Raw genomic sequence first — 12,367 nt, 5'->3', positions numbered from 1 at the left:
CGGTTAACCATCCCCCCAGGGCCATGAAGGCGCAGGGGAAGAGGAGCAAACCAGACCAACCGATAAATACGAAACGATCACGCTTTAGCCAATCGTCGAGGACATCAAACCATCCTCTTTCGACTGGGGCGCGTCCGACTGCAATGGTCATGGCGCAAAATCTCCAAAATAATAATTACGAAGGAAAATTTTCTCTCCCGATCGCCAACCCATGGCTTTCTCCCTTGTTGGGAGCAAAAATGAGAAAGAATCGGAAAATCTTAATTTTTCTTAATGTTCGCCATTGTAAAGCAAATTTGAGGAATCTGCCAGTGGAAAAGGGGTTGGAGTCTGGTCCCAGGTCATAGCCAGCCCAGCAACATTCCAGCTAGTAACACAAAGCCAATGATGACGTTTTGCCCAAAAATTTGCCCGTACAATTTCGGTTCTGGTGTGGGGGCACTGAGTTGAATGTATTGGATCACCCAGCCCACAATGGCGATCGCCAAGCTGAGCCAATAGAGGGGATTGAGCATTAGAATCATGCCCAAATAAAATAGACAGCCAATGGTGAGGGCAAAAAATATCCCCACGGCTTCCCCAACATACTGACCGAAAAATAGAGCACTAGAATTAACCCCAATGCGGCGGTCATCCTCCCGATCCGCCATGGCATAGACAGTGTCAAAAGCTAGAGTCCAAGACACAGTGGCCCCCCACAGTACCCAGGTGGCAGTGGTCAAATCCCCTGTGACGGCACTCCAACTAATCAGCACAGCAAAACCCCAAGCGATGGAGAGTACTAACTGGGGTACAGGAAAAACCCTTTTGGCACCAGGATAAGCAACAATGACCGGCACCGCCGCCACACAAAGCCAAAAACTGAGGGGAGTGAGGTAAAAAGCTAGCCCCGCCGCACACAGTAGGGCTACTAAGCTGACCCCAATGCCCACTTGTACAGAAAGAGTTCTGGCCGCCAGAGGCCGTTGCTTAGTGCGCTCTACCTGGGGATCAATATCCCGGTCCCAGAGGTCGTTGACTACACAGCCCAAACCACTGGTGGCTAGGGTTCCTAAAGCAATGACACCCAATAGAGGTAAGGGCGGTAAACCTTCTGCGGCCAAACACACTGCCCACAGCGCAGGAATCATCAAAATCAGTCGGCCGGCAGGTTTATGCCAGCGCAACAAATAAATGATTGTTAACCAAAGGGGCTGGGAAGACGGGGTTTGGGCAATCATAAAAAAGACTGTTAAGGACTAATGGGAGGAAGGGGGGCGATCACTACTCCAGGCCCACCAACCTTGACCACATTCACATTGATAAAATTCCTGCCATTTGCGTCGCTGATCATCCCCCAACACTGGCGATCGCCGATTGATCCAAGCTCGGAGGGCCTGACGGGGGCCGGATTGACATTGGGGACAACAAAAACCCCTGGCATGAACAGTATCCTCAACCCAAAGGGGAGGAGTGGGGTCAAAGACTTCCATGGGGCTTTGGCATGGGTAAGGGACGCAAAGATTTTGCTAGCAATGGCGATCACCGCAGTTGACCAAGGGAATTAATGGGGTCGATGACTAGAACTCGTCAGGATAATTATTCATGGTAGCTTCGGCGTTGTCCCGCTTGGAACCGAGTAAATCTAAATTGTTGACCCGAATCACTGGTTTGGAACGGGGGGTACCGGAGTTACGGTCCTCCCAATGGTCAAATTTTAGCGAGCCTTGGATACCAATCAAACTACCTTTTTTGACGTAGTTGCCGGCTATTTCAGCGGTTTTACCCCAAATTTCTAGGTCGAACCAATCGGGGGGGTCATCCTTTTTGCTTGTGCGTCGATTTACCGCCAGGGTGAAGTTACAAACCACATTGCCAGACTCAAAATATTTAACTTCAGGGTCACGGCCGGCCCTTCCCACCAAATGGATACTGTTCACTGACATAAAAATCTTTCCTTGGGATCTTGAAGATTTTCCGATACGCTATTAGCGGTTAGCCTCAGTTTAAAGTCAAACCTCCATCTTCGTCATCTCAATTTAATCCATGACTTCCCCCTCTCCCTTAGTCGGCATCATCATGGGAAGTGATTCCGATCTACCCACCATGGTTGCGGCGATCGCCGTCTGTGAAGAATTTGCCGTACCAACGGAGGTGGCCATTATCTCTGCCCATCGCACCCCGGAAAGAATGGTGGAGTATGCCCAAACTGCCCATCAGCGGGGCTTGCGGATAATTATTGCCGGGGCTGGGGGAGCGGCCCATTTACCGGGCATGGTGGCGGCCCTGACCCCTTTACCAGTCATCGGTGTGCCAGTGCAGACTAAAACCTTACAGGGAGTGGATTCCCTCTATTCCATTGTGCAAATGCCGGGGGGAATACCTGTAGCTACCGTGGCGATCGGTAATGCCAAAAATGCGGGGTTATTGGCGGTGCAAATACTGGCTAGCCATAATCCCGTGCTGTTGGAAAAGGTACAGCAATATCGCCAAAGTCTAGAAACCATGGTTTTGGACAAACAAGCGGAGTTGGAGCGACTGGGCTACAGGGCCTATCTAGACCAGCAAAATCAGTGATTTCTGACATCACTGCCATCCCCCCAAGACCATTAACCGAGTATGGCAAAATGGGGCTTAATTCGATCGATGTTAATTCGACCACCACATTGGACAATCGGGGATAACGGCTATGGGCATTAAGGCGTTGGCGGGCAGGGATCTATTGGCGATCGCCGATTTGACCATCGAAGAAATGAAATCACTCTTGCAGTTAGCGGCGGATCTTAAATCCGGTGTGCTCAAGCCCCACTGTCGGAAAATTCTCGGTTTACTGTTTTACAAGGCCTCCACCCGTACCAGGGTTTCCTTCACAGCGGCCATGTATCAACTGGGAGGGCAGGTATTGGATTTAAACCCCAGCGTGACCCAAGTGGGTCGGGGAGAGCCGATTCAGGATACCGCTAGGGTACTAGACCGCTACATTGATATCTTGGCGGTGCGGACCTTCAAACAGGCAGATCTGCAAACCTTTGCTGACCATGCCAAAATGCCCATTATTAATGCCCTGAGCGACTTGGAGCATCCCTGCCAGATTCTAGCCGATTTACAAACCATCAAGGAATGTTTTGGCAAACTGGAGAGCTTAACAGTGACCTACCTGGGGGACGGCAACAATGTGGCCCATTCTTTGATTTTGGGGGGTGTGATGATGGGAATGACAGTGCGGGTGGCTACCCCGAAGAACTATGAACCCTTGGCAGAAATTGTTCAACAAGCCCAACAAATTGCGGCTCCAGGGGGAAAAGTGGAACTAACCGACGATCCCAAAGCCGCCGCCCAGGGAAGTCATATCCTCTACACCGATGTGTGGGCCAGCATGGGCCAGGAAGATTTAGCCGACAGTCGCATTCCCATTTTCCAGCCTTATCAGATTAACCAAGAACTCCTTGCCTTGGCCGATCCCGAAGCCATTGTGCTCCACTGTCTGCCGGCTCACCGGGGGGAAGAAATTACTGGCGCTGTCATGGAAGGGCCGCAATCCCGACTCTGGGACCAGGCGGAAAATCGCATGCACGCCCAAAAAGCCCTCATGGTGGCCCTGTTGGGTTTAGTTTAATGCCGCTCAATTCAGAAGAAAATTAATGAAAACTAGTCATTTTCTCAGTTTAATTCGCCAGGAAAAACGGCAATTTGCGGTGATTGGCCTGGGTCGGTTTGGCAGAGCAGTGTGCGAAACTCTCCATGTCAATGGCTATGAGGTGTTGGGCATTGACCAAGACCCCAAACTGGTGGCGGAAGTGTTGGCGGATCGGGTGGTGGGTAACGCCATTAGTCTCGATTCCACCGATGACACGGCCCTACGGGAGGCCGGCATTTTTGAGATTGAAACGGTGATTGTGGCGATTGGTAATTACCTCAAGGAAAGTATCATTACCTGCCTTAACCTCAAAGAAGGGGGCGTGAAATCGGTTGTAGCTAAGGTTTCTTCCGACACCCACGAAAAAATCCTCAAGCGCCTGGGGGTTGATTTAATTATTTTTCCCGAGCACAAAGCCGGCCAAGATTTAGCCTATACTCTCACCACCCCGGCGATCGTTGACCGGTTTAAGTTGGATCCCAACAACAGCATTGTAGAAATTCTGGTTCCCGAAGAATTTTGCGATAAAACCCTGGCCGAACTGCAACTGCGCAAAAACCATGGCGTCAGTGTTCTGGCAGTGGGCCATGAAGAAAAATTTAAAATTAACCCCCCTCCTCAGGAACGATTACACCGGGGGATGATTCTAGTCCTCCTAGGTTCTAACGAAGACATCGGCCGCCTAGTTTAGTTTTTAGGTATTGCTTTTGCGATGACAAATTTCTTTCAACTGAGAATAAATAAAAAATTAAATTAGAAACTCATGAAATCTATAGATGCCTATGCAATTTTCTATTTTCGAGTTAGAAGAATTGGAAAAATCTCGCCGATATTAGTAAATTTTTAGTAATAAGACTTAGCGAGAAATCATCATTTTACTGGTGAACTTTCAGTTATTTAATCGCAGCTTTGAAGATTTTATTTTTTCTTGGCTATAACTTCAATCAATGGGAGGATAACATTTTTTTTGTTACTAACGTAAAAATGGTAGCAAGAGCTATTTTGCTGCAATTAATTCTTTTGTTATTTTCAAATAACTTAATACATGCACAGGAAATAGATCTTGAAGAAAATAACTCTTCAGATCAAGATATTCCAGTGACTGTAAGCAATCTACCTATTAATCAACATTCAAAACCGGTGTTAATCCAGGAAAATACTCTAATCGATCCGAGCAATTTAGAATATAAAGAAAAAATCATTCATCTTGAAACTAATTTTGAATTAAGCTCCAATTCATCCCTAACATTAAGCTCTTTCATTTCACCTATATTAATAAAAGAAGATTATCTTGTTGTATCAAATGAAAGCCCCCACTCAAATCTAGAACTAAGTCTTGCTTCACAAGGTTATCAGCAGACGAATGAGCAGAATATTCTCCATGACTTGGATCATAATGAAACAATCATTGACTCTCCTGTAAACTGGTGGAATTTAACTGACAAATATTTAGCTCTTTCTCCTTTTTCTTGGCATATAGATTACACAGAACCGGATGTTAATAATTTTCCTATGGGGGTTGGAGCTGCCTACGATTTTGAAATTATCAATCCTAATTATGGTTTTTTCAATCACCTAGTCCAAGATTCCATCGTTAGTTTAGAGTTTAATATTTTTAGAGATTCTGATTTTGGCTATCCAGCGGGCTACGTTGGTCTTAGTTTAAGAAGAAATATTTTTGCTAGTCCCATTCAGATGGGCTCTGCCATTGGATTGCTCCATACAACCCAACTCCAAGAATTATCGGGCAGTCCGGTGCTTCCTTTTATGTTGCCCTTCCTACAAACTGACTTTGATATTCCAGTCAATTTACGAATAGTTTATATTCCATCTTTTGCGGACTACAATAGCCAACAAGTTTTCTTTACTTTAATGATCAAAGTTAATTAATATTAAACCTGTAGTTCCGATAAAACTATGGGAGTATTTTACTCCATCGAAACCCTCCCTCTTGGGCAAGCCGAGTGGAATGGGGAAATTTCATCTGATTATTAGACCCCAGTACGATAATGACAACCCACAGTGAAAACCACCAGTAATAACTCCGGATCGCCGTTTAGCCATCGAACAGACTTGATAGTTGAGTTTAGAAAGCCCTTGACGAGGATTGAACTCGTGACCTCACCCTTACCAAGGGTGTGCTCTACCACTGAGCTACAAGGGCAAAAGGGATGGGCCGAGCTGGATTTGAACCAGCGTAGGCATAGCCAGCGGATTTACAGTCCGCCCCCATTAACCACTCGGGCATCGACCCATTGCTTTCACGATTAGCCATCATAACACCTTATTGTTGATGGTCAAAATATTTTTTTTCTAGGTTGGTCAGATTTTTGTCTGGTTTGCTGGGAATCGCTTCCTGTGTCGGGATTGGTTACCCTAGGATTGGCTCGGTGCCGTGGTTTAATAGTGGCACCCACTGTCCCTCTCTCTCTAGTTCTTTGGGGTTTATGAACAAACGCCGCATTATTGAAGTTCTCCGCCACGGTCAGGCTGATGACCAAGTAATGGTTCAGGGATGGTTACGCACTAAACGAACCCTCAAGGATTTTAGTTTTGTAGAAGTTAATGATGGCTCTAGTTTGGCTAACCTCCAAGTGGTGCTGGATGGAAGTTTAGCGGATTACGATCGCCTATTGACCCAACTGCAAACCGGAGCGGCGGTGGTCATTGAGGGAAAATTAACCCCTTCACCGGGAAAAGGACAGCGGGTGGAGTTAAAGGCAGCTAAGTTAGAATTGTTGGGGGGAGCAGATCCCAGCAGTTATCCCCTCCAGAAAAAACGCCACAGCTTTGAATTTTTACGCACCATTGGGCATCTCAGACCCCGTACCAACACCATCGGAGCAGTGATGCGCGTGCGGAATGCCTGTGCCACGGCCATTCACCAATTTTTTCAGGAAAGGGGTTTCCTCTGGGTCCACACCCCGATCATTACCGCCAGTGACTGTGAAGGGGCGGGGGATTTATTCAACGTCACCACATTGGATTTACAGAAGGTGCCCAAGAATGGCGGGAGTATTGATTACAGTCAGGATTTTTTTGGTAAACAGGCTTATTTAACGGTGAGTGGGCAACTGGAAGCGGAGGTAATGGCCCTAGCGTTCCAGAATGTTTACACCTTTGGCCCCACGTTTCGAGCGGAAAATTCCAATACGTCCCGGCACCTGGCGGAATTTTGGATGGTGGAACCGGAAATGGCTTTTTGTGACCTAGAAGGCGATTGCCAATGGGCAGAGGAGTTTCTGAAGTACATTTTTAAATTTGTGCTGGAAAAATGCCCAGAGGATATGGAATTTTTTGACCAACGCATTGACAACACGGTCTTGACCACCGCGGACAATATTATCAACAATGAATTTGCCTGGCTGACCTACACCGAAGCAATTAAATTACTGGAAAAAGCGGATCAGAAATTTGAATATCCCGTTGCCTGGGGAGTAGATTTACAGTCGGAACATGAGCGCTATTTAGCAGAAGCCGTGTTCAAAAGACCAACTATTGTGACGGATTATCCTAAAGATATTAAAGCTTTCTATATGCGCTTAAATGATGATGGCAAAACCGTCGCTGCTATGGACATTTTAGCCCCCAAAATTGGTGAGATTATCGGCGGTTCCCAACGGGAAGAACGACTAGATATATTAACTCAACGAATGCAGGAACAAGGGGTCCCAGAAGAAGATCTATGGTGGTATCTTGACCTACGTCGTTATGGTTCTGTACCCCATGCAGGATTTGGTCTGGGCTTTGAGCGCATTGTCCAGTTCATGACCGGCATGGCTAATATTCGGGATGTGATTCCTTTTCCCCGCACCCCCATGAATGCAGAATTTTAAAGATTTGAGGAATTTTAGTCATTGAAAAGCTTGAAAATCTGTGATGTTCTTGTCTAAAACCTTGACCAGCTTGGGGCAGTGGCCCCATTCTTTGCCTCGCATTTCCCTCATGGACCGCTATGTGGCCAGGCAACTGATTCCCCCATTTTTATTTAGCGTCGGGGTGGTGGCCAGTTTAGGGCTGGCGATCGGTAATTTATCCGATTTAGGTAACAAAATTGTTGAAAAGAATCTCCCAGTGGCTAAAGCGGCAGAAGTACTACTGCTCAAAGTGCCGGAGTTCCTCGCCTATTCCCTGCCGGTGGCGGTGATGCTAGCTACCATGATGACCTTTGGTCGTCTAAGTGGAGATTGTGAAATTATCGCCATTCGTAGTTGTGGGGTGAGCTTATACCGTCTAATTCTGCCGGCGGTGGTGCTGAGTGTGCTGGTAACAGGCTGGGCCTTTGTGTTGACTGAATGGGTAGTGCCTGTGGCTAACTATCGAGCTACCAGTATCCTAATTGAATCCATCGATGAAGAGCATCCCTTTTGGCAAAATCGAGATGTTTTTTACCCTGAATTTGAAGAAATTAAGCTCGACAATGGTCAAACAGCACGGCGGTTAAAAAGTTTAGTTTATGCCGAAAAATTTGATGGCAAGGAAATGCAAAACTTGACGGTGTTGCAATGGACAGAAAACCACCTTAAACATATTGTGCTTTCTGATAATGCCACTTGGAATAATGACAATAAACGCTGGGATTTCTTCCATGGTACTGTGTATCGCTTGACGGAAACCGAGGATTATCAAGAGGCGGTTCCTTTCACCAATAAACAGATTGCTTTACCCCAATCGGCCTTTGATTTTGCCCGCCAGGGACGAGACCCCTACGAAATGACCATTGCAGAAGCCCAGGACTATATCAAAATTTTGAAGTTAATTGGCGATAAAAAGAAAACTCAGTTTTTCCAGGTTAGGACGGAACAAAAATTAGCGTTTCCCTTTGTTTGTATTGTCTTTGCGGTAGTGGGTTCGGCGATCGGAGCTAGGCCCCAAAGGATAAGTCGGGCCACGGGCTTTGGTTTAACCATTGTGATTATTTTTGCCTACTACATACTGGGATTCTTCAGCGGTAGCTTAGGCATTGTGGGGTTAATTTCCCCTACTTTGGCGGCTTGGTTGCCCAACTTTGTCGGTTTGGGAGTGGGAATTTGGCTATTATATGAATTTAACCAGGGTTAAAGTTTACTCTAAAAATCTTCTAAGCCAGTGGTTTTGAGGGGAATTGAGTTAAATTTTCAGGACTTTCTAGTGTCTAACAGAAATAGTTGAGGGAATAAAAAGAAAGGTCAAGACTTGGTTTGCCAATACATTTTTAAATACCTGTTAAATACCTTGGGCAGCACTTCGCAATTGTTCAATTTCCTCTGGGTTTAACTGCCACCCCAAGGCTCCGGCATTCTGTTGAGCTTGGGAAGCATTTTTTGCCCCCGGAATGGGAATAACATTTCCTTGGGCTATGAGCCAATTGAGGGCAATTTGGGCAGGGGTTTTGTCATGTTTATCTGCCAGGGTATCCAAGAGGGTAAGTAAGGGAGCTAATTTTCGCAATCCTTTGGTACTAAAACGGGGGTCAAGACGGCGGGCACCCTGGAGACTGGGAGAATTTTCGGGGCGATATTTGCCGGTGAGTAGCCCCTGAGCTAGGGGACTATAGGCCAAAATAGTGACGTTGAGCTGGCGGGCCTGGGTCAAAATACCGTTGCTTTCAATCTCCCGGTTGAGCAAAGAATAGGGAACTTGATTGCTAGCGAGGGGAATGCCTTGGGCTGCTAAACATTCGTGGGCGATCGCCATTTGCTGAGCGGAATAGTTACTAACTCCTACGGCCTGGATACGACCCTTTTTGACCTCGGCAGCTAACACAGCCATAAAATCCGGTGTTTTGAGCCAAAATTCCAAGGGCCAATGGATTTGATAGAGGGCAATGCTATCTGTCAGTAGCCTTTCTAAACTGGCCGTTAAAGCTTTAGTGATGTCAGAATGCTGCCAACGCCATGGCAAGGGAAAGTATTTGGTGGCAATTTGTACTTTTTGGTCTGTTTCCCGGCAAAAACGGCCAATGAGGTGCTCTGATTCCCCAAAGCCGTAAATTTCAGCGGTGTCAATTAGGGTAACTCCGGCCTCCAGGGAAGCATGGAAAGCTCCCCGCACTTCCTCCGGGCCAAAGTCCTTACCGTAGGCCCAAAAGAGGCTGTCTCCCCAGGACCAAGTACCCAAACCAAGGGGAGCAATGGAGGGGCCGTTGGGGCCAAGGCGAATAGTTTCCATGGGGGGGTTGAAAGAAATCTAGAACTAGCTCGCAAAACTGAGCCATATTTTCCCCGATGATAAACCAGTATTTCTGGAAAAGCTTGCCCACAGAGGGGAGAGGATGGGGAAATGGGAGAATGATTTTAATTGTTTAATTGATCGTTCAAAAACAGCGGAACCAATCACAAGGGCAAATGACCATGGCTAACTGGGAAAACTTTCTCAAAAATTTAGGGGAATGGCAGGGCAGTTTTACCCGCTTATCTCCCCAAGGGGAAATATTGAGCAATACTCCTTCGATACTCACCCTGGAAGGATTGGATGATAACAAGTTAGTCAAGTTTCGCCTGCGGCGCTACGATAATCCCGATTACCAAGACCCTCCCACTCAGGACTATAGCCAGGATTACCGTTCCCTAGGGCGACAAATCATTTTCTTTGGCACCGGTGCTTTTTCCAAAGGGCCATGGCAGTTGGCTCCCTTCAGTGAGTTTGGGGCGGAATTTGGCTTTGTGGATGGCGATCGCCGTATGAGATTCGTGCAATTGTATGACAAAGGATTAAGCTTAGCTAGCCTGACGTTTATCCGAGAATTTCGCCGGGGGAGTGATGCCCAGGAAAGACCAGCATTAAAGGTGGAGCAACTATTGGGCACTTGGCAATGCCAGGTTTATACCGCTTACCCCGACTGGCGAGAACCGGAACTAAGCACTATGGAAATTAGCCTGAGTCAAACGGGGGATTCCGTGGAACAACGGGTGACTGTGCAAGGACAAACTTCAGTGATGCAAGGGAAAGTGATGGGCGATCAGATTCATTTTCTTGGCCCCAACCCCAGCAAGGTTTTACTACTACCAGACGGAGCTTCTTCTTGCACCCCCGATCGCCTGCAATTGGGACAACCCTTTTCGGGGGAAGTGGGCTGGTTGGTGCGCCCCAACGAACGACAAAGGCTGATCCGTTACTATGACAATAGGGGGGCTTGGACCCATTCCGCTTTTGTTGTTGAGCATCGTCAGTAGGTGCCGGTTTCCTTTCACCAGCCGCTATGAAAAATCGCTTTGTTGCCCTAATTTTTGCCCTTTTGTTTGGCAGTTTTGGACTACATAAATTTTATCTAGGCCATATATTTGCGGGCATAGCCTATCTCATCTTTTCTTGGACAGGTATTCCCACAATATTGGGGTTTATTGATGTGATTATCCTTGGCACCATGGATGAGAGAAAGTTCAATGCCATCTACAACCACAAACATTACCTAGCCTCCCCTCCTACTCCGATAGTTACGCCCCCGCCAGTTAACACCACAGAACGGCTGGATGTGCTGATTATTAAAACCTGTGCCGCCAAGGCGATCGGCGCGACAGTCAGTGAATGTATTGTGGCCACTGGCGAAGATCCCCAAAAGGTGAAAGAAACCATTGATGTTCTTTGTCGTAAGGGGTTCCTATTGCCGGATAACAGGGAAGGGGACTATGCGGTGGTGTACCGACCAATTTAGCCAGTGTGGGCTAGAAGTCCAGATTATCCCAACTCTTTATTACGAAATTCTTCTATCCCGTGGGGAATGGTTTTAATCATCTGATCCCGGAGAATTTGCCCATCCTGGAAAGAGATAATTCGTTCTCCATGGCTGGCCACGTCGGCTTCGTGGGTTACCACCACAATGGTGATGCCCGTGCTGTGCAACTGTTCGAAAATAGCTAATACTTCTTCGGTGGTGTGGGAATCTAACGCCCCGGTGGGTTCGTCGGCTAGTAGCAATAGCGGTTCGTTGACAATGGCCCTGGCGATCGCCACCCGTTGTTGCTGTCCCCCGGACAATTGATTGGGACGGTTATGTAACCGTTGACTCAGACCAACTCTAACCAAGGCGGCAATGGCCTTTTCTTTCCTAGTTTCCGCTGGTATGCCCGCATAGATCATTGGCAACATGACATTTTCCAGGGCGCTCATCTGGGGCAACAGGTAAAATTGCTGAAAAACAAAGCCAATTTTGCGGTTACGAATTTTGGCCAACTGATCGGCACTCAAACCGGATACATCTTCCCCGTCAAGAAAATAGTGCCCCAGGGTAGGACGGTCTAGGCAACCAATAATATTCATCATGGTAGATTTCCCCGATCCGGAAGCCCCCATAATGGCGCAGTAACTCCCCCGTTCGATCGCCAAACTAACATCGGCCAAGGCCCTGACCTCCGTTGGCCCTACCCCATAAATTTTTGATACTCCCTCTAGGCGTAGTAGTGCATCACTAGGGTGGGAATCCTGGCGATCGCCCTTGCTGTCCGGGGAGTAAATCACTAACGGGTTTGAATCAAGCATGGAGGCTATGGGGAGCGAACGGCAGGCAACAGGGATATTAGTTGTGTCTATCATGATAACGACTTTGATGTTCTAGAATTTCCATAGGGGACTGCACAGTAACAGGAACAATGGGCTATCAATAACTAGCTAGTAGTTATTAGTTTTTGATTACTTCCCCTAGCTGATCTCGACTAATTCTGACTTTTGCCTGGAGAAACCACCATGCGCTGCCCTTGGCTATTAATTCTTAGTTTTTTTTTCTTTCCTGCCCTGCCTATGGTCAAGAACAGGTAGAAATTATTGATAGCGCCG

General features: G+C 47.2%; 13 protein-coding genes, 2 tRNA genes and 1 pseudogene. 8 read left to right on the top strand and 8 right to left on the bottom strand.

Annotated elements, in window-relative coordinates; genetic code table 11:
- From BWK47_RS14785 to BWK47_RS14770, 4 genes and pseudogenes are all read right to left on the bottom strand, one after another.
- A pseudogene (locus BWK47_RS14785) lies at positions 1-151 on the bottom strand (photosystem II D2 protein (photosystem q(a) protein)); the annotation flags it as partial.
- A gap of 190 nt (positions 152-341) precedes the next feature.
- Positions 342-1,220, bottom strand: a complete 879-nt coding sequence (locus BWK47_RS14780) for a 4-hydroxybenzoate solanesyltransferase (RefSeq protein WP_162329234.1) — start codon at positions 1,218-1,220, stop codon at positions 342-344.
- Between the two features lie 18 nt (positions 1,221-1,238).
- The gene (locus BWK47_RS14775; protein WP_162329233.1) at positions 1,239-1,472 is read right to left on the bottom strand and encodes a hypothetical protein; all 234 of its coding nucleotides are present in this window, start codon (positions 1,470-1,472) and stop codon (positions 1,239-1,241) included.
- Positions 1,473-1,559: 87 nt separating this feature from the next.
- Complete coding sequence (locus BWK47_RS14770) at positions 1,560-1,925, bottom strand: single-stranded DNA-binding protein (RefSeq protein WP_162329232.1); 366 nt, start codon at positions 1,923-1,925, stop codon at positions 1,560-1,562.
- Positions 1,926-2,025: 100 nt separating this feature from the next.
- Here BWK47_RS14770 and purE point away from each other — a divergent pair, with 100 nt between their 5' ends.
- The 4 genes from purE to BWK47_RS14750 all read left to right on the top strand — a co-directional run bounded on the left by purE (position 2,026) and on the right by BWK47_RS14750 (position 5,506).
- Complete coding sequence (gene purE / locus BWK47_RS14765; RefSeq protein WP_162329231.1) at positions 2,026-2,556, top strand: 5-(carboxyamino)imidazole ribonucleotide mutase; 531 nt, start codon at positions 2,026-2,028, stop codon at positions 2,554-2,556.
- Positions 2,557-2,668: 112 nt separating this feature from the next.
- Positions 2,669-3,595 (top strand): ornithine carbamoyltransferase, encoded by a 927-nt coding sequence (gene argF / locus BWK47_RS14760; RefSeq protein ID WP_162329230.1) that lies wholly within the window; start codon positions 2,669-2,671, stop codon positions 3,593-3,595.
- A gap of 25 nt (positions 3,596-3,620) precedes the next feature.
- On the top strand, positions 3,621-4,307 hold the full coding sequence (locus BWK47_RS14755; RefSeq protein ID WP_010874070.1) for a potassium channel family protein: 687 nt from the start codon (positions 3,621-3,623) through the stop codon (positions 4,305-4,307).
- A 218-nt stretch (positions 4,308-4,525) separates the two neighbouring features.
- Positions 4,526-5,506, top strand: a complete 981-nt coding sequence (locus tag BWK47_RS14750) for a hypothetical protein (RefSeq protein WP_237269675.1) — start codon at positions 4,526-4,528, stop codon at positions 5,504-5,506.
- A 202-nt stretch (positions 5,507-5,708) separates the two neighbouring features.
- On the opposite strand, the gene BWK47_RS14745 is transcribed toward BWK47_RS14750, so the two are convergent.
- Together BWK47_RS14745 and BWK47_RS14740 are read right to left on the bottom strand one after the other, a co-directional pair.
- A tRNA-Thr gene (locus tag BWK47_RS14745) sits at positions 5,709-5,780 on the bottom strand.
- Between the two features lie 8 nt (positions 5,781-5,788).
- A tRNA-Tyr gene (locus BWK47_RS14740) sits at positions 5,789-5,870 on the bottom strand.
- 193 nt (positions 5,871-6,063) lie between these two features.
- On the opposite strand from BWK47_RS14740, the gene asnS reads away from it, so the two are divergent.
- Together asnS and BWK47_RS14730 are read left to right on the top strand one after the other, a co-directional pair.
- The gene (gene asnS, locus BWK47_RS14735; RefSeq protein WP_162329229.1) at positions 6,064-7,452 is read left to right on the top strand and encodes an asparagine--tRNA ligase; all 1,389 of its coding nucleotides are present in this window, start codon (positions 6,064-6,066) and stop codon (positions 7,450-7,452) included.
- A 43-nt stretch (positions 7,453-7,495) separates the two neighbouring features.
- Positions 7,496-8,677 carry an LptF/LptG family permease gene (locus BWK47_RS14730; RefSeq protein WP_237269674.1) on the top strand — a complete coding sequence of 394 codons (1,182 nt, stop codon included), beginning with the start codon at positions 7,496-7,498 and terminating at the stop codon, positions 8,675-8,677.
- Positions 8,678-8,821: 144 nt separating this feature from the next.
- Here BWK47_RS14730 and BWK47_RS14725 read toward each other — a convergent pair whose 3' ends face one another.
- Positions 8,822-9,766: an aldo/keto reductase gene (locus BWK47_RS14725; RefSeq protein WP_162329227.1), complete on the bottom strand. Its 945-nt coding sequence runs from the start codon at positions 9,764-9,766 to the stop codon at positions 8,822-8,824.
- Positions 9,767-9,948: 182 nt separating this feature from the next.
- Here BWK47_RS14725 and BWK47_RS14720 point away from each other — a divergent pair, with 182 nt between their 5' ends.
- Complete coding sequence (locus tag BWK47_RS14720) at positions 9,949-10,770, top strand: DUF3598 family protein (RefSeq protein ID WP_237269673.1); 822 nt, start codon at positions 9,949-9,951, stop codon at positions 10,768-10,770.
- 26 nt (positions 10,771-10,796) lie between these two features.
- On the top strand, positions 10,797-11,249 hold the full coding sequence (locus BWK47_RS14715) for a TM2 domain-containing protein (RefSeq protein WP_010874064.1): 453 nt from the start codon (positions 10,797-10,799) through the stop codon (positions 11,247-11,249).
- 23 nt (positions 11,250-11,272) lie between these two features.
- Here BWK47_RS14715 and BWK47_RS14710 read toward each other — a convergent pair whose 3' ends face one another.
- Positions 11,273-12,073, bottom strand: coding sequence for an ABC transporter ATP-binding protein (locus tag BWK47_RS14710; RefSeq protein ID WP_162329225.1), 801 nt, complete (start codon positions 12,071-12,073; stop codon positions 11,273-11,275).
- Positions 12,074-12,367 lie beyond the last annotated feature (294 nt).

Origin of the sequence: Synechocystis sp. CACIAM 05 (assembly GCF_010222815.1) — a bacterium.
In the GTDB taxonomy this organism is placed as follows: Bacteria; Cyanobacteriota; Cyanobacteriia; order Cyanobacteriales; family Microcystaceae; genus Synechocystis.
This window is presented reverse-complemented; position numbering and strand designations above follow the sequence as displayed.

What these genes read in the sequence shown, in the direction of transcription:
- purE (WP_162329231.1), top strand. Translation starts at nt 2,026, where the DNA reads ATGACTTCCCCCTCTCCCTTAGTCGGCATCATCATGGGAAGTGATTCC.
- BWK47_RS14710 (WP_162329225.1), bottom strand. Translation starts at nt 12,073, where the DNA reads ATGCTTGATTCAAACCCGTTAGTGATTTACTCCCCGGACAGCAAGGGC.
- BWK47_RS14730 (WP_237269674.1), top strand. Translation starts at nt 7,496, where the DNA reads ATGTTCTTGTCTAAAACCTTGACCAGCTTGGGGCAGTGGCCCCATTCT.
- BWK47_RS14725 (WP_162329227.1), bottom strand. Translation starts at nt 9,766, where the DNA reads ATGGAAACTATTCGCCTTGGCCCCAACGGCCCCTCCATTGCTCCCCTT.
- BWK47_RS14720 (WP_237269673.1), top strand. Translation starts at nt 9,949, where the DNA reads ATGGCTAACTGGGAAAACTTTCTCAAAAATTTAGGGGAATGGCAGGGC.
- BWK47_RS14770 (WP_162329232.1), bottom strand. Translation starts at nt 1,925, where the DNA reads ATGTCAGTGAACAGTATCCATTTGGTGGGAAGGGCCGGCCGTGACCCT.
- BWK47_RS14775 (WP_162329233.1), bottom strand. Translation starts at nt 1,472, where the DNA reads ATGGAAGTCTTTGACCCCACTCCTCCCCTTTGGGTTGAGGATACTGTT.
- BWK47_RS14755 (WP_010874070.1), top strand. Translation starts at nt 3,621, where the DNA reads ATGAAAACTAGTCATTTTCTCAGTTTAATTCGCCAGGAAAAACGGCAA.
- argF (WP_162329230.1), top strand. Translation starts at nt 2,669, where the DNA reads ATGGGCATTAAGGCGTTGGCGGGCAGGGATCTATTGGCGATCGCCGAT.
- BWK47_RS14780 (WP_162329234.1), bottom strand. Translation starts at nt 1,220, where the DNA reads ATGATTGCCCAAACCCCGTCTTCCCAGCCCCTTTGGTTAACAATCATT.
- asnS (WP_162329229.1), top strand. Translation starts at nt 6,064, where the DNA reads ATGAACAAACGCCGCATTATTGAAGTTCTCCGCCACGGTCAGGCTGAT.
- BWK47_RS14715 (WP_010874064.1), top strand. Translation starts at nt 10,797, where the DNA reads ATGAAAAATCGCTTTGTTGCCCTAATTTTTGCCCTTTTGTTTGGCAGT.